This is a genomic window from Streptomyces sp. NBC_00414, from assembly GCF_036038375.1.
GTDB lineage: Bacteria > Actinomycetota > Actinomycetes > Streptomycetales > Streptomycetaceae > Streptomyces.
The window spans coordinates 7,452,856-7,479,281 of sequence record NZ_CP107935.1 but is presented as its reverse complement, the minus strand read 5'-3'; the positions used below and the strand labels follow the sequence as shown (position 1 = coordinate 7,479,281).

The following is a 26,426-nucleotide window of genomic DNA, read 5'->3' as shown; positions in this document are numbered from 1 at the left end:
CCTACCGGGGAAGTTCCGCGTGGCGCAACGCCCCGGAGCACAGCCCGGCCAGCCCGCCGAGCGCGCACACGCCCGCGCTGGCGGCGAAGACGGGTCCGGTCCCCCAGAGCGCGATCGCCGCGCCGGTCACCGGGAACGTGAGCGGGGCGAGCCCGAGGCTGAAGAGGCTCGCCACGGAGGTCACCCGGCCGACGAACGCGGGATCCGACTCGGTCTGCATCAGCGCCCCGCACAACGCCCCGCTCAGTCCTGCGAGCAGCCCCACGGCGAGCGCCACGCCGACCGCGGCGAGGACCGTGGGCACGAACGCGAGCGCCCCGACGGCGGCGGCCCCGACGGCGATCGTCACGGACAGCACCAGTCCCGCCCTCGGCACCCGCCCCCGTATCGTCAGCAGCAGGGACGCCGTGCCCGCCCCGGCCCCGAATCCGGCCAGTACCCAGCCCATCCCGGCGGCGCCCCAGCCGCGCTCGTCCGCGAGCAGGGCCAGGCCGACGTTCAGCGGTCCGACGAAGCCCAGGTCGCTCAGCGCGATGACCACCATGAGCCGGGCGAGGACGGGGTTCCGCCGGATGTGGCGCAGCCCGTCCCGCAGTTCGCGCGCGGCCGTCGGCCGGGCGGGCGGCTCCTGTCCGGCGGGCTCCTCCGACGGCTGTTCCGGCCGCCGCCCCATCCGGACGGCCGTGAGCAGCGGCAGCGCCACCGCGAAGAGCAGCGCCGCCGCGCCGAAGGCCGCCGCGGCTCCCCCGAGGGCCACTCCGAGGCCGCCGAGCGGGGCGCCCAGGACGTTGGCGAGACGGCTCGCCATGCCGCGCATGCCCTGTACGCGGGCCAGCTGGCCGCGGGCGGTGATCCTGGCCGGCAGCGCCCCGAGCGCGGGCATGAGCACGGCGTCGACCACTCCGAAGACCAGGGCGAGCAGTCCGAGCAGCCACAGTCCGGGGCTGCTCACCAGCAGCAGGACGGCGACGGCGGCCACCACCGCGCACCGCACGCCGGTGCTGGTGATCAGCACGCGGCGCGGGCCGAAGCGGTCGGCGATCACTCCCCCGCCCAGCATGAGCAGGGCGCGCGGTACGGCGCTCACGGCCATCACGAGCCCGGCCTGCGAGGGCGTACCGGACTGCACGGCGGCCCAGGACAGCGCCACGTAGTAGATGTTGTCGCCGATCGCCGAGGAGGCGTACGCGCCCAGCCAGCGCAGGACGTCGGGGTCGCGGTGGGCGGGGCGGTCCCCGGCCGGCGGAGCGTATGCGGAGATCGCGGGGGTGACGGTCACGTCGACGGCCTCTCTCGGACGATCGAACGGTCAGGTGCGGAACGGGAACGCGCGTGCGTGCAGCGCGACGTTCTCGCGCCCCTCGGTCTCGCCGGCCGCTTCCGCGGCTCGTCCCCTCTCGTCGTACTTCTTGGCGAGGGCGAGCAGCTCCGCGCTCAGCTCGGTCAGTTCGGCGGCGGTCAGCCGCAGCAGGGACTCGTTGTCCGAGGTGGCGGAGTTCCACTCGGGGCCCCAGGTGAGGCGCTCGTCGAGGTGGCGGCGGTACATGTCGGACCGCTGCTGGTGGAAGAGCCTGGTGGCGGCCAGGTGCGCGGCGGCCCGCTCGGGCGCGTCCCGGAAGTCCTTGTCCCTGATGCTCACGCCCTGTGAGGCGGGCTGCCACCAGCGCTCGCGGGCGTCACCGCTCTGCGGTTCGGCCGCCTCGATCAGCCCGTGCTCGGCGAGCTTGCGCAGGTGGTAGCTGACCAGGGAGACCGCTTCGTCGACCTGTTCGGCGAGCTGGGAGGCGGTGGCGGTGCGGGCCACGCACAGCCCCCGGTACAAGTGCATCCGCAGCGGATGGGCCAGGGCCTTGAGGGTGCCCAGGTCCGTGATCGGTTGGTTCTCCGTGCCGCTCATGAACCCCACCGTAGATACGAAAGAAAAGTTGCGCAATAAAAACTGCGCAACTTTTCTTTTGCATCGGTGGGAAAAAGAGCCCCGGCCGCAGCCGGGGCTCTCTACGGAGTGTTACCGCACGGGGTGTCCCGCCTCCCGCAGCACCTGCTTGACCTGGCCGATCCGCAGATCCCCGAAGTGGAAGACGGAGGCGGCGAGCACGGCGTCCGCGCCCGCGGTGACGGCCGGCGGGAAGTCGGCGAGGCTGCCGGCGCCGCCGGAGGCGATGACCGGCACCGTCACGTGCTTGCGTACGGCCTCGATCATCTCGATGTCGTAGCCGTCCTTGGTGCCGTCGGCGTCCATCGAGTTGAGCAGGATCTCGCCCGCGCCCAGCTCGGCGGCCCGGTGCGCCCACTCGACGGCGTCGATGCCGGTGCCCTTGCGACCGCCGTGGGTGGTCACCTCGAAGGTGCCCTCGGGAGTCCTGCGCGCGTCCACCGACAGGACCAGCACCTGCCGGCCGAACCGCTCCGCGATCTCGCGGATCAGGTCGGGGCGGGCGATGGCGGCCGTGTTGACGCCGACCTTGTCCGCGCCGGCCCGCAGCAGCTTGTCGACGTCCTCGGCGGTGCGCACACCGCCGCCCACCGTGAGCGGGATGAACACCTGCTCGGCGGTGCGGCGCACCACGTCGTAGGTGGTCTCGCGGTTGCCGGAGGACGCGGTGATGTCCAGGAACGTCAGTTCGTCGGCGCCCTCGGCGTCGTACACCTTGGCCATCTCGACGGGGTCGCCCGCGTCGCGCAGGTTCTGGAAGTTGACGCCCTTGACGACCCGGCCGTTGTCGACGTCCAGGCAGGGGATGACTCGTACGGCGAGGGTCATGAGGCGGACTCCCCCCGAGGGCCCGGTGCCGCCTCCCGGTACGCCTCCACCTCGACCTCGACCACCAGACCGGGGTCCACGAAGCCGGAGACGATGATCATGGAGGCGGCCGGCCGGACCGCGTCGAAGAACTCCTTGTGGGCGCGCCCGATGTCCTCCACGTCACGGGCGTGCGTGAGGTACATGCGCGTACGGACGACGTGCTCGCGGCCGAGGCCGAGCTGCTCCAGGGCCGCGAGGGCGACCTTGAAGGAGTTGACGGCCTGCTCGTACGGGTCTCCCCCGGCGATCTGGCCGTCGACCACGGAGGTGCAGCCGGAGACCAGCACCAGGCCGTTCGGGAGTTCCACCGCGCGGGAGTAGCCGAAGGCCTCCTCCCAGGGGGCGCCGGTCGTGACGCGTCGTACGGCGCTCACTCGGCCACCGCCGCGAGCGCCTCTTCCAGGGTGAACGCCTTGGCGTAGAGGGCCTTTCCGACGATCGAGCCCTCGACGCCGAGGGGCACGAGTTCGGCGATGGCGCGGAGGTCGTCCAGCGAGGACACGCCGCCGGAGGCGACCACGGGGCGGTCGGTGGCCGCGCAGACGTTCTTAAGGAGCTCCAGGTTCGGGCCCTGGAGCGTGCCGTCCTTGGCGATGTCGGTGACGACGTAGCGCGCGCAGCCCTCCTTGTCGAGGCGCTCCAGCGTCTCGTAGAGGTCGCCGCCGTCGCGGGTCCAGCCGCGGCCGCGCAGGGTGGTGCCGCGTACGTCGAGGCCGACCGCGATCTTGTCGCCGTGCTCGGCGATGATCTTGGCGACCCACTCGGGGGTCTCCAGGGCCGCGGTGCCGAGGTTCACCCGGGTGCAGCCGGTGGCGAGGGCCGCGGCGAGCGTGTCGTCGTCACGGATGCCGCCGGACAGCTCCACCTTGATATCCATGGCGCGGGCGACCTCGGCGATCAGCGCGCGGTTGTCGCCCGTGCCGAACGCGGCGTCCAGGTCCACCAGATGCAGCCACTCGGCGCCCGACCGCTGCCAGGCGAGGGCCGCCTCCAGCGGCGAGCCGTACGAGGTCTCCGTACCGGACTCGCCGTGCACGAGCCGGACGGCCTGGCCGTCACGGACGTCGACGGCGGGGAGGAGTTCGAGCTTGGCCATGGTCTACAGGGTTCCGATCCAGTTGGTGAGCAGCTGGGCTCCGGCGTCGCCGGACTTTTCGGGGTGGAACTGGGTGGCCCACAGGGCGCCGTTCTCGACGGCCGCCACGAAGGGCTTGCCGTGCGTGGACCAGGTGACGAGCGGTGAGCGCATCGCCGGGTTCGCGGTCTCCAGGGACCAGTCGTGGACGGCGTACGAGTGCACGAAGTAGAAGCGGGCGTCGTCGTCGAGGCCGGCGAAGAGCTGGGTGCCCGCCGGGGACTCGACGGTGTTCCAGCCCATGTGGGGCACGATGTCGGCCTGGAGCGGTTCGACCGATCCCGGCCACTCGTCGAGGCCCTCGGTCTCGACGCCGTGCTCGATGCCGCGTTCGAAGAGGATCTGCATGCCGACGCAGATGCCCATGACAGGTCGGCCGCCGGCGAGGCGGCGTCCGACGATCCAGTCGCCGCGCGCGTCCCGCAGGCCCTTCATGCAGGCGGCGAAGGCACCGACGCCCGGCACCAGCAGCCCGTCGGCGTTCATGGCCGTGTCGAAGTCGCGCGTTATCTCGACCTCGGCGCCCGTGCGCGCGAGTGCGCGTTCGGCGGACCTGACGTTCCCGAAGCCGTAGTCGAAGACGACCACGCGCTTTGAAGAGGTACTCAATTCCACACCTCCAGCCGGACGACACCGGCCACGAGACACATCGCCGCGCCGATGGACAGCAGCACGATGAGGCTCTTGGGCATCTGCTGCTTGACGAAGGAGTAGACGCCGCCGAGCAGGAAGAGCCCGACGACGATCAGGATGGTGGAGAGGCCGCTCATGCCTACAGCGCGCCCTTCGTGGAGGGAAGGATGCCCGCCGCGCGCGGGTCGCGCTCGGAGGCGTACCGCAGGGCGCGGGCGAGCGCCTTGAACTGGCACTCCACGATGTGGTGCGCGTTGCGCCCGTACGGCACGTGCACGTGCAGGGCGATCTGCGCCTGGGCGACGAAGGACTCCAGGATGTGCCGGGTCATCGTCGTGTCGTACTCGCCGATCATCGGCGCCATCTTCTCGGGCTCGGTGTGCACGAGGTAGGGGCGCCCGGAGAGGTCGACGGTCACCTGGGCGAGCGACTCGTCCAGCGGGACGGTGCAGTTGCCGAAGCGGTAGATGCCGACCTTGTCGCCGAGCGCCTGCTTGAAGGCGCCGCCCAGCGCGAGGGCGGTGTCCTCGATGGTGTGGTGCGAGTCGATGTGCAGATCGCCGTCGGTCTTCACGGTCAGGTCGAACAGACCGTGCCGGCCGAGCTGGTCGAGCATGTGGTCGTAGAAGCCGACGCCAGTCGACACATCGACCTTTCCGCTGCCGTCGAGATCGATCTCGACGACGACGGAGGTCTCCTTGGTGATCCGTTCGACACGGCCTACGCGGCTCATGCGCTCTGCTCCTTCGGGGGTGCGGGGGTGTCCCCCGCGGATTTCGGCAACTCGCGCGGCAAAGCGCGCGACAGCTCACGGACCGCGTCGAGGAACGCGTCGTTCTCGGCCGGGGTGCCGGCGGTGACCCGCAGCCATCCCGGTACGCCGTTGTCCCGGACCAGGACGCCCCGGTCCAGGATCCGCCGCCAGGCCTCGTGCGAGCCCTGCTCGCCGTCGAACCGCCCGAACTGGACGAAGTTGGCGTCGGACTCGGTGACCTCGAAGCCGAGGACGCGCAGTGCGTCGACCAGCCGGTCCCGCTCGGTCTTCAGGTGCTCGACGTACCCGAGCAGCGTGTCGGTGTGCTCCAGGGCGGCCAGCGCGGTCGCCTGGGTGACGGCCGACAGGTGGTAGGGCAGCCGTACGAGCTGGACGGCGTCCACGACCGCGGGGTGGGCGGCGAGATAGCCGAGGCGCAGCCCGGCCGCGCCGAAGGCCTTCGACATGGTGCGGGACACGACGAGATTCGGCCGACCTTCGAGCAGCGGCAGCAGTGACTCACCGTGACTGAACTCGACGTAGGCCTCGTCGACGACGACCATCGCGCCACCGGTTTCGGCCCGTGCCGCCTGCGCCGCCTCGTACAGCGCGAGGACCGTTTCGGGTGGAACGGCGTTGCCCGTGGGGTTGTTGGGGGTGGTGATGAACACGACGTCGGGCCGGTGCTCGGCGACGGCCTTCGCGGCCTCGGCCGGGTCGATCGTGAAGTCGTCGTTGCGTGGTCCTGAGATCCATCCGGTGCCGGTGCCGCGCGAGATCAGTCCGTGCATCGAGTACGAGGGCTCGAAGCCGATGGCGGTGCGGCCGGGCCCGCCGAAGGTCTGCAGCAGCTGCTGGATGACCTCGTTCGAGCCGTTGGCCGCCCAGACGTTCTCGACGCCGACCACGTACTTGGTGGTCTTCGTCAGATAGGCGGCCAGTTCGGTGCGCAGCTCCACCGCGTCCCGGTCGGGGTAGCGGTTGAGGTTCCGGGCCGCCTCGCGCACCCGCTCGGTGATCCGCTCGACGAGCGCCTCGGGCAGCGGGTACGGGTTCTCGTTGGTGTTGAGCCGTACGGGCACGTCGAGCTGGGGCGCGCCGTACGGGGACTTCCCGCGCAGCTCGTCGCGGACGGGCAGGTCGTCGATACCGACGGAGCTGCCGGGGGAGATGTCGGAGGTACTCACTTGCCTGGCACCTTCCAGCCGAACCGGGCCTTGACCGCGGCGCCGTGGGCGGGGAGGTCCTCCGCCTCCGCCAGTGTCACCACGTGGTGGGCGACCTCGGCGAGCGCGTCGCGCGTGTAGTCGACGATGTGGATGCCGCGCAGGAAGGACTGCACGGACAGCCCCGAGGAGTGGCAGGCGCAGCCGCCGGTCGGCAGGACGTGGTTGGAGCCGGCCGCGTAGTCGCCGAGGGAGACGGGCGCCCAGGGTCCGACGAAGACCGCGCCGGCGTTCCTGACCCTTTCGGCCACGGCGCCCGCGTCGGCCGTCTGGATCTCCAGGTGCTCGGCGCCGTACGCGTTGACGACCCGCAGGCCCTCCTCCACACCGTCGACCAGCACGATCGCGGACTGCCGGCCGGCGAGCGCCGGGACGATCCGGTCCTCGACGTGCTTGGTGGCGGCGACCTGCGGCTCCAGCTCCTTGGCGACCGCGTCGGCCAGCGCGACCGAGTCGGTGACGAGGACGGCGGCGGCGAGGGGGTCGTGCTCGGCCTGGCTGATCAGGTCGGAGGCGACGTGCACCGGGTCGGCGCTCTCGTCGGCGAGGATCGCGATCTCGGTCGGTCCGGCCTCGGCGTCGATGCCGATCCGGCCGGCGAAGTAGCGCTTGGCGGCGGCGACCCAGATGTTGCCGGGTCCGGTGACCATGTCGGCGGGGGCGCAGGACTCGGTGCCGTACGCGAACATCGCCACGGCGGTCGCGCCGCCGGCCGCGTACACCTCGTCGATGCCGAGCAGCGCGCAGGCGGCCAGGATCGTCGGGTGCGGCAGGCCGCCGAAGTCGGCCTGGGCGGGCGAGGCGAGCGCGATCGACTCGACGCCGGCCTCCTGCGCCGGGACCACGTTCATGATCACGGAGGAGGGGTAGACCGACCGGCCGCCGGGCGCGTACAGGCCGACGCGGTCGACGGGCACCCACTTCTCGGTGACCGAGCCGCCGGGGACCACCTGGGTGGTGTGCGTGGTGCGGCGCTGCTCGCGGTGGACGATGCGGGCGCGGCGGATCGACTCCTCCAGGGCCGCGCGGACGGCCGGGTCGAGCTGGTCGAGCGCGTCCGTGAGGGCCCGCACGGGGACCCGTACGGACTCCAGGCGTACGCCGTCGAACCTCTCCGCGTAGTCGATCAGCGCCGCGTCGCCCCGATGATGCACGGCCTCGCAGATCGGACGCACCTTCTCCAGGGCGGCCGAGACGTCGAAGTCGGCTCGGGGCAGCAGGTCGCGCAGGGCGGGGCCCTCGGGAAGGGCGTCGCCGCGCAGATCGATTCGAGAGATCACGTAGCTAATTCTCTCAGACGGCCGTCGGGCGCCGGACGGCTGTATCAATCGCTGATACGAGCCGCGGACCACCGGCCGCCGCGTGGCTTGATCCGGCCCCCCATGGTCACTGAGAGCCACCACCGTCACTCTCGGCGTTCAGGCGCCGACTCAGCGGGCATCACAGGGACGGCTGTACGAACTCGCGAGTAGCTGGGGAGAGAGAGAAAACCGTGACCGATGGGGCCGGCCTGCGCGTCGGTGAACTGCCCGACGACCTGACCGCGGCCGAGGCCGGCATGTGGCAGGCGTTCCGCAACGGCAGCGTGTACGACCTCCGTGCCGGGGACACCGTCGTCGACGATCCGCACGGCGGTCACCCCTGGGGCCCGGAGCGCACGGTGCGGGCCCGGATCGTGTGCTGGCTGCTGCTGAACGGGCCTCCCGCGCTCGACGGCCGGGTGGCCTCCCTCAAGCTGGCCGGGATCCAGATCGTCGACTCCCTCGATCTCGCGGGCGGCACCGTCGAGCCGTACGTCGAGATGAAGGGCTGCCGCTTCGAGAGGGAGATCCTGCTGCCGGAGTCCCGGTTCACCACCCTGCGTCTGGTGGACTGCGCGATACCCCGGCTGGAGGCGGCCCGGCTGCACACCGAGGGCGATCTGCACCTGCCGCGCTGCCGCTTCCACAACGGCATCCGACTCACCGACGCGCACATCGGCACGGATCTGCTGCTCAACCAGTCCGTGATCTACCGGGACCGGCGCGACAACTCCCTCGTCGGCGACGGGATGACCATCGGGCAGGACCTGCAGGCCGAGATGATGGAGTCGCACGGCGAGCTGAGCCTGCGCGGCGCGAAGGTGGGCGTCTCGCTCAGCCTGCGCGGCAGCAGGCTGGCCAATCCGTACGGACGCCGGGCGCTGAACGCCCCGCAGCTGACCGTCGGACGCACCATGTATCTGACCCCCGCGGGCGTCCTCGACCCCGTGCAGACCAGCGGCCGGACGCCCGCGCGCGGCACCCGGGTCCAGCGGTTCGAGTGCGAGGGCGGGATCCGGCTCGACGACGGCCGGTTCGGGGACGCGGTGGACTTCGAGCAGGCCCGCCTCACCCTGCGCGACGACCAGGAGGTCTCGCTGCGCCGCGTCCAGGTGCCCGAGCTGCGGTTCCTGGGCCGCCGTCCGCAGCGCGGACGGGTCGTGCTGAACGGGGCGCGGGTCGTCACCCTCGTCGACCAGGCGACCAGCTGGCCGGGCGCGGGCCAGCTGCAGATGGGCGGCTTCCAGTACGAGTCCCTGGTGCCGCGCGGCCCGTTCCCGCTGGCCCGGCGCCTGCAGTGGGTGGCCGCGGCCACTCCCGAGTACAACCCGGAGCCGTACGAGCGCCTCGCCACGGTGCTGCGCAACGGCGGCGAGGACGAGGACGCGCGCGAGGTGCTGCTCGCCAAGCAGCGCCACCGCCGGGAGAACCTGCCGATAGCGGCCAGGCTGTGGGGTTACGTGCAGGACTGGACGGTCGCCTACGGGTACCGGCCGGGGCGTGCGGCCATCTGGATGGGCGTGCTGTGGGCGGTGACCTCCCTCGCCTTCGCGCACGCCGACCATCCGCCGCTCAAGAGCGGCGAGCATCCGCCGTGGAACCCGTCGATCTTCGCCCTGGACCTGCTGCTGCCGCTCATCGACCTCGGCCAGGCCGGCTACTGGCAGCTGCGCGGCGGCTGGCAGTGGCTGGCCGCGGTGGTGATCCTGCTGGGCTGGGTCCTGGCGACGACGGTGGCGGCGGGCGCCACCCGCACGCTCCGCAGAGGCTGAGCGGCCGCCGAGCCCATGGGCCGGGAGCCCCGCACGGGCCGGGCGGTCCCTGTCGCACGGTCGCCCCACAGCTGCCCGACACCTGAGCAACAGTCACCTTTTACTCACCCTTGACCATTTTTCACGCAACCGAACCACGGTTACGAAAGCGTCACCGAGCACCCTCTGGCACACGTCCGACCTGCGGTTTTCAATGGACCTCACCATGGCACTGCTGCGAGCGCTCCTCCGTACGGTCCGGATGGCGCGGAACACTTCGAGTCTCGCCGCCGGTCTGCCCGACGACGACGAGGTACTGCTCGACGCCCCGGACGAACGGCTCGGCCCGGCCCTGGTCGCGGCGGGCCGCGGCGAGTACGGCAGCGCGGCCAAGCTGCTGTCCGCCACCCGCGAGGCCGCCGAGTGGGAGAACCGGGACCGGTACACGACGCGCCTCGCGGCCTTCGCCCTCTCCCGCGGCGAGTGGTTCGACGACTGGCGCGCCGCCGCCCCGCACGACCCCGACGCCGCTCTGGTCAGGGCCGAGCTCGCGGTGTGCCGGAGCTGGCGGTCACCGGCCCGCGCCGAGTTGCTGCGCCAGGTCGGACCGCTGATCTCCGCCGCCGCCGAGGGCTCCCCGCGCGACCCGGTGCCGTGGCGGATCGCACTGGACCACGCCCGGGGCACGAACGCGCCGCACACCGAGTTCGAGCAGCTGTGGGCACAGGCCGTACGCCGCTCCCCGCACCACTACGGCTGCCATGTGGCCGCCCTGCAGTACCTGTCCGCCGCCTGGTACGGCTCGCACCGCGAGTGCTTCGACTTCGCCGAGCGCGCCGCGCAGGACGCGCTGCCCGGCTCCCTGGTCCAGGCACTGCCCGTACGGGCGGCCTTCGCCTATCTGACCGAGGGCGGCGGGGCCGCCGTCGGCCGCGAGCGCCTCGACAGGGCGGCCGACCTGGCCATCGCCCTCTCCGCGGAGTACGAGGACGCCGACCCGTGGCCCGCGGAGGTCCGCAATCTGCTCACCTACGTGCTGATCCGGCTCGAACGCTGGGAGGACGCGCTGGAACAGCTGCGCCGGATCGGCCCGTACGCCACCTCGTTCCCCTGGGACCGTGTCTCGGACGATCCGCTCGGCCAGTTCCTGGAACTGCGCGACGGGATCCGCCTCCAGGTGGCCTCGGACAGGCCCCTGAGGTCACGCATCGGGGATCTTCCGCATCCACGGAGTGAGCACGGCGGACGCGCGCCCTCCGGTGACCATTAGGCTTTCGCGTCGTGACCACCGTCCGGCTCCCACTCTTCCCCCTGAACTCGGTGCTGTTTCCCGGGCTCGTCCTGCCGCTGAACATCTTCGAGGAGCGCTATCGCGCGATGATGCGCGATCTGCTGAAGACACCTGAGGACGAACCGCGCCGGTTCGCCGTCGTCGCCATCCGCGACGGCCACGAGGTCGCGGCCACCTCGCCCGGCATGCCGGACCAGACGGCCGTGCCGCGGCGCGGGCCCTCGGCCGGCTTCGGCGACGACCCGCTGAAGGCCTTCCACTCGGTGGGCTGCGTCGCCGACGCGGCGACCGTCCGGGAGCGGGCCGACGGCAGCTTCGAGGTGCTGGCCACCGGGACGACCCGGGTGCGGCTGGTCTCCGTGGACGCCTCCGGGCCCTACCTGACGGCCGAGCTCGAGGAACTGCCGGAGGAGCCCGGCGAAGAGGCCGGGGCGCTGGCGGAAGGGGTGCTGCGGGCCTTCCGGCAGTACCAGAAGCGGCTGGCGGGCGCGCGGGAGCGGTCCCTTGCGACCGGGGCCGATCTGCCGGACGAGCCGTCCGTCGTCTCGTACCTGGTCGCGGCTGCGGCCATGCTGGACGTCCCGGCGAAACAGCGGCTGCTCCAGGCACCGGACACGGCGTCCCGGCTGCGCGAGGAGCTGACGCTGCTGCGGGCGGAGACCGCGATCATCCGCAATCTGCCCTCGCTGCCCGCGTCGGAGCTGACCCGCGGGCCGACCAGCCTCAACTGAACGGGTTCGCGAGCCCCAGTCCGTAAGAAGGGTCTTCTCTTGGCGAAGAAGGCGAAGAAGCAGCAGGCGGGCGGAACCCCGGCGACCGTGGCGCTCACCGCGGCCGGGGTCGAGTTCACGGTGCACGCCTACGAACACGATCCGGCGCATCCCTCGTACGGGGAGGAGGCGGCCGAGGCCATGGGCGTGTCCCCGGACCGGGTCTTCAAGACGCTGGTCGCGGACGTCGACGGGGAGCTGACGGTCGCCGTCGTGCCCGTGGCCGGCTCCCTCGACCTGAAGGCGCTGGCGGCGGCGGTGGGCGGCAAGCGGGCCGCGATGGCCGATCCGGCCGCCGCGGAGCGCACCACGGGGTACGTCCGCGGGGGCATCTCCCCGCTCGGGCAGCGCAAGCGGCTCCGTACGGTCCTGGACGCGTCCGCGAGCGGGCACGCGACGATCTGTGTCTCCGCCGGGCGGCGGGGGCTGGAGGTCGAGCTGGCTCCGGACGACCTCGCGGGGCTCACGGGCGCGGTGGTCGCCGCCGTCGGGCGGGCGTGAACCCTCGGCGGGCCGTGTGTGAACCCTCGCCGGGCTGTGCGCGCCCCCCTCGACGACGGGCGGGCGTGACCCCTCGGCGGGTGTGCGTGCCCCTTCGGCAGGCTTGCGTGACCCCTCGACGGGGGCCCGGTTCTCGGTTAAGTACCGAGGACATGTCCAAGAAGACGCGCAAGCGGAAGTGGCGGGTACGCAAGGGGCGGGCGAATCATGGGCGTCGGCCCGCGTAGGCGCTCCGCTCGGCTGTGAGCGCCCCCTTGGCCCGTGATTCGTCTGCGGGTGCGTCAAGGCTGGGCGCGCGGTTCCCCGCGCCCCTGCGGGGCTGCCCCACCCAAGGGCGGGCTCCGTCAGGGCTGCGGGGTCTGGGGGTAGTACGGGGAGTCGAAGGGGTCCGGGTCCCTGGGGGCGAAGAGGGCCGTCAGGCCCAGGTGGATCAGCAGGGCCGAGACGGACCAGGCGAGCAGGGCGCCCTTGGCGCCGAGTTCAAGCGGGGCGTCGAAGGCGACGCCCTTGCCGACCTCCTTGGCGTGCGCGACCACGTCCTGCGTGGGGCCGAGCCAGACACCGAGGCGCCAGGCGACCAGGGAGCCGAGGATGCCGCCGACGGTGAGGGCGACGACGAGCGCGATACCGCCCCGGCGCCGCAGAAGGAACACCGCCAGCGCGCTGACCAGGCCGAGGGCGAGTGCCAGCAGGGTGAATGTGCCGTCCACACCGATGGCCTGCTCCCCCTCCGTGTCCTTGAGGTACACGGTGGTGTCGTCCGAGATGAGCGGCACGTGCGGCGCGAGCCACCACCACAGGACACCGAGCAGCAGGCCGGCGACCGCCATCGCGACCGTGACGACCGCGGCCTCGCGCAGCTCTGTCTTCATTCCGGGACCGTCCTCCTCGAAACCGGGATGACCGAGCCCGTACCCGGCGGGCGGCGCCTGCCAGGCGTCGTGCGGCGGCTGGTGGTTCGGCGGCGGAGGCGGGTTCAGCGGTGCGGTCACACCGACATCGTGCCAGGCCCGCCTGTCGGGCGCGTCACCGGACGGCCGCCCGGCGGTAGGCCCAGGTCGCGACGGCCAGCGAGGCGACGCCGACACCCGCGCACACGGCCAGGTCGAGCAGGACCAGGCCCCAGTCCGGGTCCGGCCCGAAGGTCAGCCTGAGCGCCTCGACCCCGTAGGTGGAGGGCATCAGATCACGCGCCCACTGCATGAAGGTCGGCAGCCGGTCCGGCGGCAGCACGCCGAGCAGCAGCGCGGCGGACATGCCCAGCTGACCGAGCAGCGTGGCCAGTTCGGGGCGCGGGGCGAGCAGTCCGAGCGCCGCTCCGAGCCCGGCGAGCGCCGCGCCCGCGAGCGGGATGACGGCGGCGAGGATCCACAGGTGCGTCAGCGGCAGCTGGAAGAGGACGCTGCCCACGACGGCGGTCACGAGCGTCCCGGGCACGGTGAAGGAGGCGTACGCGGCGGCCGCGCCGAGCACGACGGCGGCGGGCGGCACGGGCAGCGTCGCGTAGTGGTCGAGGCCGCCGCTGGCGCGCAGCTGGCCGAAGTACTGGGCGAGCAGGTTGAGCGCGACGAACGCGACCACGAGGACCGACGAACCGGCGACCACGGCCTGCGCCTCACCGCCGCCGTCCACGACCCCGCGCATCAGGACCATGATCCCGATGGACTGGAAGGTCGCCACGAACAGCAGGGGGATCCGCGCCACCCTGGCCCGGGAGAGCTGCGCCCGGTAGACGGCGGCCAGCGCCGGCCAGAGCCGCGCGCGCGGCCCGAGCCCGGCCACCGCACGGACACCGTCCTCGGTGTCCGTGCCATGTCCGGACCGGCTCCCGTCCACGCGGGCTGCGCCGGGCAGGACCTCGGCGGGTACGACACTCACGTCGAGCGGCTCCTGTTCGCTTCGGCTTCGGTGTACCTGTTCCGTACGGCTGCGGAGGCCCGCACGCTCATGCCTTGACCAACCCCCGTACGCTTCCGGCGCTGCCGCCCAGAGCCAGGTACACGTCCTCCAGGCTCGGCGTGGCGAGCGTGAAGTCGTCCAGGGCGGCGAAGGCGGCGCCGCCGGTGACCGCCGCGACGGCCGCTCGGGCCTCCTCGGGAGAGAGCCGCAGCGACCAGCGACGGCCCGACTCTACGGCGCGGTCGCGCAGGGCGGCGACCTCGGGCACGTCGAGCGGGGCACGCTCGCGCCAGACCAGTTCGAGGCGCACCTCGCCGGCGACCTGCTCCTTCAGCCCGGACGGGGTGTCGCAGGCGATGACACGGCCCCGGTCGAGCACGGCGACCCGGTCGAGGACGGTCTCGGCCTCGATGACGTTGTGGGTGACGAGCAGGACGGTGGTGGCGTTCTCGGCCCGGCGCCGGTCGACGGCGGCCCAGACGGCGCGGCGGGCGACGGGGTCCATGCCGGTGGTCGGCTCGTCGAGGACGAGGAAGGGGCGCGCGCCGACGAGGGTGGTGGCGAAGCAGGCGAGACGCCGCTGTCCGCCGGAAAGCTTCTTGAGGGGCCGCGAGGCGAGCGCCGTCAGCCCCAGCTCCTCCAGGACCGCGTCCCGCTCGGCCCGCGCGGTGCGCACGTCGAGCCCGCGCAGCCGCCCGGTGGTCTCCGCGGCGAGCGACACGGTCAGCTCGTCGAGCGCGGTGGACTCCTGCCCGAGGTACGCGAGGATCCGCGCGGCCCGCTCGGGGTGGCGCACGATGTCGTGGCCGAGGATCTCGACGCTGCCGCGGTCGGGGCGCATCAGCCCGGTCAGCTGGCGTACGAGGGTGGTCTTGCCTGCGCCGTTCGGCCCGAGCAGCCCGAAGATCTCGCCCTGCCTGATGTCGATCCGCACCCCGTCGGTGGCCCGCACCTCGGGTGTGCCGGGCACCCCGCGCCGCCCGCGCACCGCCGGATAGGTCTTCGTAAGATCCCGCACGGCGCACACGACTCCCCCGCCGTGCCCGTCCCGGACTGCCTGTGCGGTGCGCGTACTCACGAGAACCGAGAGTACGGGGTCCCACGCCCCGAACAACGCCCGGGTCGGACATACCCTGCCAGGAACGGCCACCCGACAACGCCTCCAGGGGCGCGGGGAACGGCGCGGTCTTCGCCTCCAGGGGCGCGGGGAACGGCGCAGTCTGTTGCCTTTCGCCTCCAGGGGCGCGGGGAACGGCGCAGTCTGTTGCCTTTCGCCTTTAGGGGCGCGGGGAACGGCGCAACAAGCCCCCACCGGGCCCGCAGCCGACACTCAACCCCCCGCCCGGCGCCGAACCACTCCCACCCGCACCCCACCAGCCCTTGGGCAAAAGACCAACCCACCTACTCCCCTGCGGGAGCATGCTCCGCAGAGGTCCGCGCCTCGACCTCCCGCCAGAACCCGGCCCGAATCGCATACCGATCATGCTCATCGATCTGATCGTCCTTGTGCGCGAGCAGCCCGAACCGAGCCGCGTACCGCAACAGCTCCCCGTCGATCCGATGCGGCACCCGCGGATACATCGTGGACAGCTTCGGCAGCTGCGACTGGTCGGCCAACCGCTCCATCCACCGCCGAGCGAACACCTGCCCGACCTCGAACGGATCACCGCCCACCGTGGTGATGTCCTCCTCACGGTCCGCCCACCGCTGCTCGGCCGAGGTGAGCTGCGCGAGCGTCGGCAGCAGCGCGGCCTCCGCGTTCTCGGCGGCGGTGCCGGGCCGGTCCACCCACCCCTTGTCGGACGACCACCGCAGCGTCGCGTTCGCGGGATGCTGCGCCGCCGTCTGCCCACCGGACGCACCCGGCGCCCCGGGGGCCCGCAGCGCGGCCAGGTCCTTCGGCGTGGGTACACCCTTCGCGGTCGGCACCCGCGCCTCCGTGCCGTTCTCGCCCGGCGCGGCCTGCGTGTGCTCGGCCTCCGCCGCGGTCCGCTCATCGGCGGTGCCCAGGGCGGAAGCCGGCGCGGAGCCGAGCCCCGCGCCCAGGGCGGACTCGGGCAGCGGCGCGGAGAGGATCGCGGCGATCTCGGGCCGCGGCACGGGCGGCGGCGCGCAGACCCCGCCCAGATCCTTGGACCGTACGGCCTTGGTGATCCAGATCCGGTCCAGCACGCGCCGCTCGTCGGCCTCGGCGACAAGGTCCTCGGACTGGTTGTAGTCGCCGTCCGCGGCCTGCACGGCCCACAGGTGCACGGCGACCCCGTGTTCCTTGGCGGCCATCATTCCGGGCAGCAGATCCCCGTCGCCGGTGACGAGCACGACGTCGGAGCAGGCACGGTTGCGCGCCAGTTCGGTCAGCTCGGCGTGCATGGCGGCGTCCACGCCCTTCTGCGCCCACCGCCCGTCGCTGCGGGTCAGCGCGCCCAGGCGCACCGTGACCCGGGGCATCACGCGCAGCCTGCGGTGCTCCGGCTGCGGTACGCGGTCGGGGGCGCCGTCGAACCAGTAGATGCGCAGCAGGGGCCGGTCCGTCTCGGACTCGGCACGCTCGCGCAGCCCCTGGATGAGGGCGGCGTGGTCGACGGTGATCCGGGATCGTGAGGGTTCCCCGGCAAGAAGACTGGCAGCGGCCCCGAGCAGATAACCGGCGTCCACCAGGACAATGCAGCGGTCCACGCGATCCACCCTCTTTCCGGGAGGTTTGCTTCGGGCTTCCTTCGAGTCTGCCCGACCACGCGGAGGTTAACGGCCGGAACTCGATCTTCGGCGTGGCGGATCGGGGGATCACGCGCCTACAGGCCTTATTACGCACGGTAATTCTCCGAAATGCGCGACTCCTCCGGCTATGTGAGTCTGGTCCCGGCCCTGGCACCTAAAACCCCCGTAGGAGGCAGCACCATGGCCAAGAACAAGAACCGCAAGCAGGGCGGCGAACAGGACCGTTCGTCGCAGCCGGAGCGTACGCAGGAGCAGTCCGAGCGGTCCTCGGCACAGGAGCGGCAGTCGCCTGTGTCGCAGATCCAGGGCAGCCCGGCCGACGTCGCCCGCAAGCACCAGAAGCGTTTCGGCCACAACTAGGTCCGGCGCACGAGCCGTTGAGGCTCTGGCACACGCCGAGGGGCGCACCCGTGCACGGGTGCGCCCCTCGCGCCGTTCCGAAGCCGTGGGTCCGGAAGCCCGGAGAACCACGGGTCCGGAGAACCGGAGGTCCGGAGGTCCGGGAAGCCGTCAGCCGGTGGTCGCCAGGCAGGCCGGGCCCAGCAGCACCTTCAGGTCGCCGAAGAGCGCGGGATCCGCCTTCACCCGGTGCCGGTCGAGCCGCAGGACCGTGGTCTTGCTCGGTCCCTGGAGCCGGATCCGCACCTCGCTCTCGCCCCGGTGGTGGCTGAGGATCTCGCCGAGCCTGCTGACCATGGGCGGGGTGATCTTCAGGGCCGGGATGGTGAGGATCACGGGCGCGTTGGTGCCCGCGTTGGAGAGGTCCGGGACCTGGAGCTCCATCGCGACCAGGCGCGGTACGTCCTCACGCTTGTCGAGGCGGCCCTTGACGAACACCACCGCGTCCTCGACGAGTTGGGTCGACACCAGCTGGTAGGTCGCGGGGAAGAACATGCACTCGATGGAGCCGGCGAGGTCCTCCACGGTGGCGATGGCCCAGGCGTTGCCCTGCTTGGTCATCTTGCGCTGGAGGCCGGAGATGATGCCGCCGATGGTGACGACCGCGCCGTCCCCGTGCTCACCGCCGGTGAGCTGGGCGATGCCCGCGTCGGCCTTGTCGGACAGCACGTGCTCCAGACCGAAGAGCGGGTGGTCGGAGACGTACAGGCCGAGCATCTCCCGCTCCTGGGCGAGCAGATAGGCCTTGTCCCACTCGTCGGTGGTGAACTCCACGTCGAGTCCGAAGCCGGGCTCGGTGTTGTCCGCGTCGCCCATGCCGCCGAAGAGGTCGAACTGGCCCTCGGCCTCCTTGCGCTTGACCGCGACCACGTTGTCGATCATCGGCTCGAAGTGCGCGGTGAGGCCCTTGCGGGTGTGCCCCATCGTGTCGAAGGCGCCGGCCTTGATGAGTGATTCCGTGGTGCGCTTGTTGCAGGCGGCGGCCTCGACCTTGTCGAGGTAGTCGGGGAACGAGTTGTACTTCCCCTTGGCCTTGCGGCTGCGGATGATCGACTCGACGACGTTCGTACCGACGTTGCGCACCGCGGAGAGGCCGAAGAGGATCACGTCGTCGCCCTGCGCGGCGAAGTTCTGCTCGGACTCGTTGACGTTCGGCGGCAGGACCTTGATCTTCATGCGGCGGCACTCGTTGAGGTAGACCGCCGACTTGTCCTTGTCGTCCTTGACCGAGGTGAGCAGCGCGGCCATGTACTCGGCCGGGTAGTTCGCCTTCAGATAGCCGGTCCAGTACGACACCAGTCCGTACGCGGCCGAGTGCGCTTTGTTGAACGCGTATCCGGCGAACGGGACCAGCACGTCCCACAGGGCCTGGATCGCCTCGGCGCTGTAGCCGTTCTTCTGGGCGCCCTCCTGGAAGAGGACGAAGTTCTTCGCCAGCTCGTCGGGCTTCTTCTTGCCCATCACGCGGCGCAGGATGTCGGCCTCGCCGAGCGAGTAGCCGGCGATGATCTGGGCGGCCTTCTGGACCTGCTCCTGGTAGACGATCAGGCCGTAGGTGACCGCCAGGACCTCTTCGAGCGGCTCCTCCAGCTCCTTGTGGATCGGCGTGATCTCCTGGCGCTTGTTCTTGCGCTCCGCGTAGTTGATGTGCGAGTTCATGCCCATCGGGCCCGGCCGGTAGAGGGCCGAGACGGCGGAGATGTCCTCGAAGTTGTCGGGCTGCATCTGGCGGAGCAGCGAGCGCATCGGGCCGCCGTCGAACTGGAAGACGCCGAGGGTGTCACCGCGGCAGAGCAGTTCGAAGGTCTTGGGGTCGTCCAGCGGGAGGGAGAGCATCTCCAGGTCGATGCCCTTGTTGGCCTTCACCATCTTGATGGCGTCGTCCATGATCGTGAGGTTGCGCAGGCCCAGGAAGTCCATCTTGAGCAGGCCGAGCGACTCGCACTGCGGGTAGTCCCACTGGGTGATCGTCACGTTGTCGGTGTGCCGCACCCAGACCGGGGCGTGGTCGACGATGGGCTCGCTGGACATGATCACGCCGGCCGCGTGCACACCCATCTGCCGGACCAGGCCCTCGACGCCCTTGGCGGTGTCGATGACCTTCTTGACGTCCGGCTCGTTCTCGTACATCCCGCGGATCTCGCCGGCCTCGCCGTAGCGCGGGTGCTTGGGATCGGTGATGCCGTTCAGGTCGATGCCCTTGCCGAGGACGTCGGCGGGCATCGCCTTGGTGAGCCGGTCGCCCATCGCGTACGGGTAGCCCAGCACGCGCGCGGAGTCCTTGATGGCGTTCTTCGCCTTGATCTTGCCGTACGTGCCGATCATGGCGACCTTGTCGGCGCCGTACTTCTCCGTCACGTACCTGATCACCTCGACGCGCCGACGCTCGTCGAAGTCGATGTCGACGTCGGGCATGGAGACGCGCTCGGGGTTCAGGAACCGCTCGAAGATCAGTCCGTGCGGGATCGGGTCGAGGTCGGTGATGCCCATGGCGTACGACACGATCGAGCCGGCCGCGGAGCCTCGGCCGGGGCCGACCGCGATGCCCTGCTTCTTGGCCCACATGATGAAGTCGGCGACGACGAGGAAGTACCCCGGGAACCCCATCTGGATGATGACGTCCATCTCGTACTCGGCCTGCTTCTGGCGGTCGTCGGGGACGCCGGCGGGGAAGCGGCGCTCCATGCCGCGGCGCACCTCCTCCTGGAACCAGGTGACCTCGGTGAAGCCCTCGGGGATGTCGAACTTCGGCATGAGGTTCTTCGCCTCGAACATGCCGGTCGTGTCGATCTGCTCGGCCACCAGGAGGGTGTTGGCGCACCCTTCCTGCCAGGCGTCCGAGGAGTCGACGGCGTACATCTCGTCCGTCGACTTCAGGTAGTAACCGGTGCCGTCGAAGCGGAAGCGGTCCGGGTCGGAGAGGTTCTTGCCGGTCTGGATGCACAGCAGCGCGTCGTGCGCCGTCGCCTCGTGCGCGTACGTGTAGTGCGAGTCGTTCGTCACCAGCGGCGGGATGCCCAGCTTCTTGCCGACCCTCAGCAGGTCGTCGCGGACCCGGCTCTCGATCTCGATGCCGTGGTCCATCAGCTCCAGGAAGTACCGGTCCTTGCCGAAGATGTCCTGGTACTCCGAGGCGGCCTTCACCGCCTCGTCGAACTGGCCCAGACGCAGACGGGTCTGCAGTTCACCGGAGGGGCAGCCGGTGGAGGCGATCAGGCCCTCGGACCACTGGGAGATGGTCTCCTTGTCCATACGGGGCCACTTCTGGAGCCAGCCCTCCGCGTACGCGTCCGAGGAGAGCTTGAACAGGTTGTGCAGGCCCGTCCGGTTCGCCGCCCAGATCGTCTTGTGGGTGTAACCACCGGAACCGGACACGTCGTCGCGCTTCTGGTGCGGCTGGCCCCACTTGATCTTCCGCTTGTTGCGCCGCGACTCGGGGGCGACGTACGCCTCGATCCCGATGATCGGGGTGACGCCCGCCTTCTTGGCCGAGTGGAAGAAGTCGTACGCCCCGTGGAGGTTGCCGTGGTCGGACATCGCGATGTGCGACATGCCCATCTCGTTGCACGCGTCGAACATGTCCTTCAGCCGCGCGGCACCGTCCAGCAGCGAGTACTGGGTATGAACGTGCAGGTGCGTGAACGGCGGCTTTGACACGGCTTCGGCCTCCAAGAAGAACTGGCGTCGACGAGATCCCTACCGGCTGCGAACAGTCTGGGGGACAGCGACGAAGTCTATGCCTGAGCACTGACACTCCGAGCGCTCTCCCCCGTACCTTCGTGCGTACCTTCATCGGACGGTGAACGGGCACTCCCGTGACCCCCCGTCCGTTGGATGATGACGGAGACAACCGCTCCGGCGGACCGCACATTCCGTCCCACTCGTCACGCACCACCCGCACCAGGAGGCACCCAGCGATGTCGGTTCCGCAGCTCAGCGCCGAGCAGCGCGGCGAAGAGATCCTCGCCGTCTTCAATACCGCCTTCGGCGATCTGCTGGCCGCCGATCCGGCCGCGTTCCGCGTGAAGTTCCGGAAGATGGCGGCCTCGGCGTTCGCGTTCTACCGCGGGACGGCAGGGCTGTTCTACCGCGACCTGGAGCAGGAGAAGCGGGGCGGTCCGTACCTGGACGAGCGCACCTCGCGGGTGTGGATCCACGGCGACCTGCACGCGGAGAACTTCGGCACGTACATGGACGCCCAGGGCCGTCTGATCTTCAACGTGAACGACTTCGACGAGGCGTACGTCGGCCCGTTCACCTGGGACCTCAAGCGTCTCGCGGCCTCCGTGGCCCTGATCGGCTACGCGAAGGCGCTGAGCGACGAGCAGATCACCTCCCTGGTGCGGACGTACGCGGCGGCCTACCGGGAGCGCATCCACGCCCTCGCGACGGGCGCCAAGAGCGACGAGGTGCCGCCCTTCACGCTGGACACCGCGCAGGGCCCGCTCCTGGACGCCCTGCGGGACGCGCGCTCGCTGACCCGCTTCGGGCTGCTCGACTCGATGACCGAGATCCGCGACTTCGAGCGCCGCTTCGCGCCGGGCGGCGGCTCCATCGAGCTGGACGCGGCCACCCGCTACAAGGTCCTCGCCGCCTTCGACGGCTATCTGGAGACGCTGCCCGAGTCGTCCCTGGACCGCCCGGACTCGTACCGGGTGAAGGACGTCGTGGGCCGCCGCGGCATCGGCATCGGCTCGGCCGGGCTGCCCTCGTACAACATCCTTCTGGAGGGTGCCACCGACGCCCTGGAGAACGATGTGGTGATCTACATCAAGCAGGCCCAGACCCCGGCCGTCTCCCGGCACATCACGGACTCCTCGATCCGTGACTACTTCCAGCACGAGGGCCACCGCACGGTGATCTCCCAGCGCGCGCTGCAGGCGCACGCCGACCCGTGGCTGGGCTGGACCGAGCTGGACGGCGCGGGCCAGCTGGTCGCCGAGGTCTCGCCCTACGCGGTGGACCTCGACTGGGGCGACATCGACGACCCGGAGGAGATCGCGGCGGTCGTCGCCGACCTCGGCCGCTCCACCGCCACCATGCACGCCGCCGCGGACGACGAGAGCGGCCACTCGGAGCTGGTGCCGTTCTCCACCGAGCGCGCCATCGACGCGGCGATCGCGGGCGACGAGGAGAACTTCGGCGACCTCCTCGTGGACTTCGCGCACGAGTACGGTGCCCGCGCGCGCGAGGACCACCAGATCTTCGTGGACCTGTTCCGTAACGGTCGGATTCCGGGTCTGTAGCCATTCGCGGTCATCCGCACACGCACAGGAACCCTTTAGGGGTCCCCTACAGGAGTACGTGACAGACTCTTCACCGCTATGGACATATCCGGGACCCAGCTCAGAGCCGTGCGCGCGGCGCTGTTCACGGCACTGGTCGTGACGCTCAGCACCGCGTCGCACGTGCTGCTGTCCCGGGTCCCCCTGCCGCTGGCCACCGTGGCCGCGCTCGCCGGTGCCGTCTTCGTCGTCGCGTACGCGCTGGCGGGCCGCGAGCGCGGCTTCGGGCGGATCGCCGCCCTGCTGATCCCGCTGGAACTGGCCGCCGACACGCTGTTCACCGCGGGTCAGCACGCCTGTTACGGCAAGGCGGGCGGCCCGGTCGCCGGCCCGCTGCGCTCCGTCGGCCTCGACATGCTCTGCGGTGGCGGCGAGGTCGGCACCCCGCTGGCCCGGGTGACGGGCGGCGAGACCACACCGGCCGCGGCCCTCCTCGCGCAGGCCGACCCGGGCGCCGCCTGGCTGCTGCTCGGCGCGCACATCGGCGTCGGCCTCCTCGCAGCCGCCTGGCTGCGCCGCGGCGAGCGGGCCTTGGCGCAGCTCCTGGACGCCATGGCGGCCGCCACCTTCCGTCCGCTGCTGGTCGCGGTCGCCGCGGTGACCGTGCATCTCACTCCGGTGCGCCGGCTGCCGCGGCCCACGCACCGGGTCGCCGCCACGCGTACGCGGCTCTTCGTGCACTCGATGGGACGGCGTGGACCGCCGTGCTCGGCCGTCTTCGCCTGAGCACACCCGTCCCCGTACACCTGTCACACCCACGGAGAAACGATCATGAGCAAGCGGAACAGTCAGGCCTCGAAGTCGGCGGCCCGTGAGCGGCTGCGTATCGAGCGCGAGCGCCAGGCCAAGCGCGACAAGGCCAAGCGGCAGATCATCGTCGCCGGTTCCATCGTCGCGGTCCTCGCGATAGCCGGCGGCATCGGCTACGCCGTCGTGCAGAACAACGAGCCCTCGAAGTGGGACGAGGCCGCCGACGCGAAGGTCGTCGCCCCCGCCAACACGAGCGGCAAGAACGGCTCGACCGTCGTCATCGGCGAGTCCAAGACCGACAACACGGTCCACCTCTACGAGGACCCGCGCTGCCCGGCCTGCGCCTCCTTCGAGCAGACGATCGGCGAGACCGTCAACAAGGGCATGACGGACGGCGACTACAAGCTCTCCTTCACCCTCGGCACGTTCCTCGACGGCAACCTCGGCGGCGAGGGCTCGAAGAACGGGGTGAGCGCGCTCGGCGCCGCCCTGAACGTCAGCCCCGAGGCCTTCCTGGAGTACAAGACCGCGCTGTACTCCACGAAGTACCACCCGGAGGAGACAACCGACGACCTCGCCAAGGACAGCTACCTGATCAAGGTGGCGAACTCGGTGGACGCGCTGAAGAACAACAAGAAGTTCCAGGACGCCGTCAAGAAGGGCACGTACGACGCCTGGGCGATGAAGATGAGCAAGACGTTCGACGACGCCAAGGGTGTCGACTCGACGCCGACCATCAAGATCAACGACAAGGTGATCTCGAACCCGAGCACGGTCGCCGACTGGCAGAAGGCGCTCAAGGACGCGGGCGTCACCAAGTAGCGCGGTTCTGAAGGGCGGGCGAACTTCCCCACGTTCGCCCGCCCTTCACGTCTTCCGCCTTACAGAAAGCCCTACCCATCAGTAATGTGACCGGCCGTGACCAGTCGCATCAAATCCCACTCCAGCCCCGACTCCCCCGCCCCGAGCCGCCGTACGGTGGTCAAGGCGGCCGCGGCCACCGCCGTGCTCGGGGCCCCGCTCGCCGCGGCGCTGCCGGCCCGCGCCGCCGAGGCCCCGGCGTTCCTGCACGGCGTCGCCTCGGGCGACCCGCTGCCGGACGGCGTCCTCCTGTGGACCCGGGTGACGCCGACGGCAGAGGCGACCCCCGGCTCCGGGCTCGGCCCGGACGTCGAGGTCGGCTGGACGGTGGCCACGGACAAGGCGTTCACGACGATCGTCGCGAAGGGCTCCACCACCGCGACCGCCGCCTCCGACCACACCGTCAAGGCGGACATCCGCGGTCTGAAGCCCGCCACCGACTACTGGTTCCGCTTCTCCGGCGGCGGCACCGACTCACCGGCCGCCCGCACCCGTACCGCCCCGGCCCACGACGCGTCCGTCGCCGGGATGCGCTTCGGCGTGGTGTCCTGCGCCAACTGGGAGGCCGGCTACTTCTCCGCGTACCGGCACCTCGCCGCGCGCGGCGACCTGGACGCCTGGCTGCACCTGGGCGACTACATCTACGAGTACGGCACCGGCGAGTACGGGACGCGGGACACCGTCGTGCGCCCGCACGCCCCGGCGCACGAGATCGTCACCCTCGCCGACTACCGCATCCGGCACGGCCGTTACAAGACGGACCCCGACCTCCAGGCCCTGCATGTGGCGGCCCCGGTCATCGCGATCTGGGACGACCACGAGTTCGCCGACGACACCTGGTCGGGCGGCGCGGGGAACCACACCGAGGGCGCCGAGGGCGCCTGGTCCGCCCGCCGGTCGGCCGCCAAGCAGGCCTACTTCGAGTGGATGCCGGTCCGGCCCGCGATCGAGGGCACCACCTACCGGCGGCTGCGCTTCGGCAAGCTCGCCGACCTCTCGCTGCTCGACCTGCGCTCGTACCGCTCGCAGCAGGTGTCGGTGGGCAACGGCTCGGTGGACGACCCGGACCGTACGCTCACCGGGCGGGCCCAGCTCGACTGGCTGAAGGCGGGCCTGCGAGCCTCCGACACCAGCTGGCGGCTGGTCGGCAACTCCGTGATGATCGCCCCGTTCGCCATCGGCTCGCTCTCCGCCGAACTCCTGAAACCCCTCGCCGAACTGCTCGGCCTGCCCGCGGAGGGCCTCGCCCTCAACACCGACCAGTGGGACGGGTACACCGACGACCGCCGCGAACTCCTCGCGCACCTGCGGGACAACGCGATCCGCAACACGGTCTTCCTCACCGGCGACATCCACATGGCCTGGGCCAACGACGTGCCGTACAACGCCGGTACGTATCCGCTGTCGGCCTCCGCCGCCACCGAGTTCGTCGTCACCTCGGTGACCTCGGACAACCTCGACGACATCGTCAAGGTCCCCGAGGGCACGGTCTCCGCCCTGGCCTCACCGGTGATCCGGGCCGCCAACCGGCACGTCCACTGGGTCGACACCGACCGCCACGGCTACGGCGTCCTGGACCTCACCGCCGAGCGGGCGCAGATGGACTACTACGTCCTCTCCGACCGTACGACCACGAACGCGACGGCGTCCTGGGCACGTTCGTACCGCACGCGCAGCGGCACGCAGAAGGTCGAGCGGACGTACGACCCGGTCTGAGCCCTCTGCACGAAGGGCTGCCGTCCGTCGTCTACAGGGTTTCGAGGAAGCCGATAGCCACCCGCCAGGTGGCCTCGGCGGCCTCCTCGTCGTAGTCCGGGAGGCCGGGGTCCGTGTAGATGTGTCCGGCGCCCGCGTATCTGTAGACCTCCACGTCGGCCCCCGCCTTGCCCATCTGCAGATACCAGGCGGTCAGCCAGTCGTCGGGCTCGAAGGCGTCCGGCTCGGCGACATGCAGCTGCACCGGCAGCTCGTCCACCGAGGCGGTCTCCGCGATGTCGGACGTGCCGTGCAGGAGCAGCAGCCCGCGGGCCTTGTCGTCACCGAGCGCCAGGGTCTGCGCGGTCGCCGCGCCCAGCGAGAACCCGGCATACACGAGCCCCCGCTCCGAGTAGGGCGCCGCGGCCAGGATGGCGCGCTTGAGCAGCTCGTCCTTGCCCAGCTCGTCCTTGAAGGCCATGCCCTCCTCCACGGTCCCGAAGGTGCGCCCCTCGAAGAGATCGGGCGTCCACACCTCGTGTCCGGCCGCACGCAGACGGTCGGCGGCGTCCCGCACCGCGGGCCGCAGACCGTAGGTCGAATGGAAGAGCATGATGTTCATGAAGCCATGGTGCCAGCCACCACTGACAA

Annotated in this window: 25 protein-coding genes; 9 read left to right on the top strand and 16 right to left on the bottom strand. The window is 71.1% G+C overall.

Annotated features, from left to right (window positions below; all coding sequences use genetic code 11):
- Position 1: 1 nt before the first annotated feature.
- The 10 genes from OHS59_RS32505 to hisD form a co-directional block, all read right to left on the bottom strand.
- Positions 2-1,279 carry an MFS transporter gene (locus tag OHS59_RS32505; protein WP_328496912.1) on the bottom strand — a complete coding sequence of 426 codons (1,278 nt, stop codon included), beginning with the start codon at positions 1,277-1,279 and terminating at the stop codon, positions 2-4.
- A 30-nt stretch (positions 1,280-1,309) separates the two neighbouring features.
- A complete protein-coding gene (locus OHS59_RS32500) occupies positions 1,310-1,897 on the bottom strand; it encodes a helix-turn-helix domain-containing protein (RefSeq protein WP_328496911.1) in 588 nt (195 codons plus the stop codon).
- A 111-nt stretch (positions 1,898-2,008) separates the two neighbouring features.
- Positions 2,009-2,764, bottom strand: coding sequence for an imidazole glycerol phosphate synthase subunit HisF (gene hisF / locus OHS59_RS32495; protein WP_328496910.1), 756 nt, complete (start codon positions 2,762-2,764; stop codon positions 2,009-2,011).
- Positions 2,761-3,180, bottom strand: coding sequence for a RidA family protein (locus tag OHS59_RS32490; RefSeq protein WP_328496909.1), 420 nt, complete (start codon positions 3,178-3,180; stop codon positions 2,761-2,763). Before OHS59_RS32490 ends, hisF begins: the two co-directional genes overlap by 4 nt.
- Positions 3,177-3,902, bottom strand: coding sequence for a bifunctional 1-(5-phosphoribosyl)-5-((5-phosphoribosylamino)methylideneamino)imidazole-4-carboxamide isomerase/phosphoribosylanthranilate isomerase PriA (gene priA / locus OHS59_RS32485; RefSeq protein ID WP_328496908.1), 726 nt, complete (start codon positions 3,900-3,902; stop codon positions 3,177-3,179). Before priA ends, OHS59_RS32490 begins: the two co-directional genes overlap by 4 nt.
- A gap of 3 nt (positions 3,903-3,905) precedes the next feature.
- Positions 3,906-4,556: an imidazole glycerol phosphate synthase subunit HisH gene (gene hisH / locus OHS59_RS32480; RefSeq protein WP_328496907.1), complete on the bottom strand. Its 651-nt coding sequence runs from the start codon at positions 4,554-4,556 to the stop codon at positions 3,906-3,908.
- Entirely contained in the window at positions 4,547-4,711 is a 165-nt protein-coding gene (locus OHS59_RS32475) for a hypothetical protein (RefSeq protein WP_328496906.1), read from the bottom strand. Before OHS59_RS32475 ends, hisH begins: the two co-directional genes overlap by 10 nt.
- Positions 4,712-4,713: 2 nt before the next feature.
- Complete coding sequence (hisB, locus tag OHS59_RS32470) at positions 4,714-5,307, bottom strand: imidazoleglycerol-phosphate dehydratase HisB (protein WP_328496905.1); 594 nt, start codon at positions 5,305-5,307, stop codon at positions 4,714-4,716.
- The gene (locus OHS59_RS32465) at positions 5,304-6,515 is read right to left on the bottom strand and encodes a histidinol-phosphate transaminase (protein ID WP_328496904.1); all 1,212 of its coding nucleotides are present in this window, start codon (positions 6,513-6,515) and stop codon (positions 5,304-5,306) included. Before OHS59_RS32465 ends, hisB begins: the two co-directional genes overlap by 4 nt.
- Complete coding sequence (gene hisD / locus OHS59_RS32460; RefSeq protein ID WP_328496903.1) at positions 6,512-7,834, bottom strand: histidinol dehydrogenase; 1,323 nt, start codon at positions 7,832-7,834, stop codon at positions 6,512-6,514. Before hisD ends, OHS59_RS32465 begins: the two co-directional genes overlap by 4 nt.
- Positions 7,835-8,046: 212 nt before the next feature.
- Between hisD and OHS59_RS32455 the strand changes: the two genes are divergently transcribed.
- The 4 genes from OHS59_RS32455 to ybaK all read left to right on the top strand — a co-directional run bounded on the left by OHS59_RS32455 (position 8,047) and on the right by ybaK (position 12,168).
- Positions 8,047-9,627, top strand: a complete 1,581-nt coding sequence (locus OHS59_RS32455; RefSeq protein WP_328496902.1) for an oxidoreductase — start codon at positions 8,047-8,049, stop codon at positions 9,625-9,627.
- 205 nt (positions 9,628-9,832) lie between these two features.
- Positions 9,833-10,876 (top strand): hypothetical protein, encoded by a 1,044-nt coding sequence (locus OHS59_RS32450; protein ID WP_328496901.1) that lies wholly within the window; start codon positions 9,833-9,835, stop codon positions 10,874-10,876.
- A gap of 11 nt (positions 10,877-10,887) precedes the next feature.
- Positions 10,888-11,628, top strand: coding sequence for an LON peptidase substrate-binding domain-containing protein (locus tag OHS59_RS32445; protein WP_328496900.1), 741 nt, complete (start codon positions 10,888-10,890; stop codon positions 11,626-11,628).
- 39 nt (positions 11,629-11,667) lie between these two features.
- Positions 11,668-12,168, top strand: a complete 501-nt coding sequence (ybaK, locus tag OHS59_RS32440; RefSeq protein WP_328496899.1) for a Cys-tRNA(Pro) deacylase — start codon at positions 11,668-11,670, stop codon at positions 12,166-12,168.
- A gap of 344 nt (positions 12,169-12,512) precedes the next feature.
- On the opposite strand, the gene OHS59_RS32435 is transcribed toward ybaK, so the two are convergent.
- The 4 genes from OHS59_RS32435 to OHS59_RS32420 form a co-directional block, all read right to left on the bottom strand.
- Positions 12,513-13,160 carry an AAA family ATPase gene (locus tag OHS59_RS32435; protein WP_328496898.1) on the bottom strand — a complete coding sequence of 216 codons (648 nt, stop codon included), beginning with the start codon at positions 13,158-13,160 and terminating at the stop codon, positions 12,513-12,515.
- A gap of 34 nt (positions 13,161-13,194) precedes the next feature.
- Positions 13,195-14,046 carry an ABC transporter permease gene (locus OHS59_RS32430; RefSeq protein ID WP_328496897.1) on the bottom strand — a complete coding sequence of 284 codons (852 nt, stop codon included), beginning with the start codon at positions 14,044-14,046 and terminating at the stop codon, positions 13,195-13,197.
- A 67-nt stretch (positions 14,047-14,113) separates the two neighbouring features.
- The gene (locus OHS59_RS32425) at positions 14,114-15,145 is read right to left on the bottom strand and encodes an ABC transporter ATP-binding protein (RefSeq protein WP_328496896.1); all 1,032 of its coding nucleotides are present in this window, start codon (positions 15,143-15,145) and stop codon (positions 14,114-14,116) included.
- A 323-nt stretch (positions 15,146-15,468) separates the two neighbouring features.
- The gene (locus OHS59_RS32420; protein WP_328496895.1) at positions 15,469-16,743 is read right to left on the bottom strand and encodes an NYN domain-containing protein; all 1,275 of its coding nucleotides are present in this window, start codon (positions 16,741-16,743) and stop codon (positions 15,469-15,471) included.
- 222 nt (positions 16,744-16,965) lie between these two features.
- On the opposite strand from OHS59_RS32420, the gene OHS59_RS32415 reads away from it, so the two are divergent.
- Positions 16,966-17,145: a hypothetical protein gene (locus OHS59_RS32415; RefSeq protein WP_328496894.1), complete on the top strand. Its 180-nt coding sequence runs from the start codon at positions 16,966-16,968 to the stop codon at positions 17,143-17,145.
- Between the two features lie 150 nt (positions 17,146-17,295).
- On the opposite strand, the gene dnaE is transcribed toward OHS59_RS32415, so the two are convergent.
- A complete protein-coding gene (gene dnaE, locus OHS59_RS32410; RefSeq protein WP_328496893.1) occupies positions 17,296-20,841 on the bottom strand; it encodes a DNA polymerase III subunit alpha in 3,546 nt (1,181 codons plus the stop codon).
- Between the two features lie 260 nt (positions 20,842-21,101).
- Here dnaE and OHS59_RS32405 point away from each other — a divergent pair, with 260 nt between their 5' ends.
- From OHS59_RS32405 to OHS59_RS32390, 4 genes are all read left to right on the top strand, one after another.
- Positions 21,102-22,430 (top strand): DUF2252 domain-containing protein, encoded by a 1,329-nt coding sequence (locus OHS59_RS32405; protein ID WP_328496892.1) that lies wholly within the window; start codon positions 21,102-21,104, stop codon positions 22,428-22,430.
- A 78-nt stretch (positions 22,431-22,508) separates the two neighbouring features.
- Complete coding sequence (locus OHS59_RS32400; protein WP_328496891.1) at positions 22,509-23,195, top strand: hypothetical protein; 687 nt, start codon at positions 22,509-22,511, stop codon at positions 23,193-23,195.
- A gap of 45 nt (positions 23,196-23,240) precedes the next feature.
- Entirely contained in the window at positions 23,241-24,041 is an 801-nt protein-coding gene (locus tag OHS59_RS32395) for a DsbA family protein (RefSeq protein ID WP_328496890.1), read from the top strand.
- Positions 24,042-24,137: 96 nt separating this feature from the next.
- On the top strand, positions 24,138-25,796 hold the full coding sequence (locus OHS59_RS32390) for an alkaline phosphatase D family protein (protein ID WP_328496889.1): 1,659 nt from the start codon (positions 24,138-24,140) through the stop codon (positions 25,794-25,796).
- 31 nt (positions 25,797-25,827) lie between these two features.
- Here the strand turns inward: OHS59_RS32390 and OHS59_RS32385 are convergent, their stop codons facing one another.
- Positions 25,828-26,397, bottom strand: a complete 570-nt coding sequence (locus tag OHS59_RS32385) for a dienelactone hydrolase family protein (RefSeq protein WP_328496888.1) — start codon at positions 26,395-26,397, stop codon at positions 25,828-25,830.
- Positions 26,398-26,426: the final 29 nt, after the last annotated feature.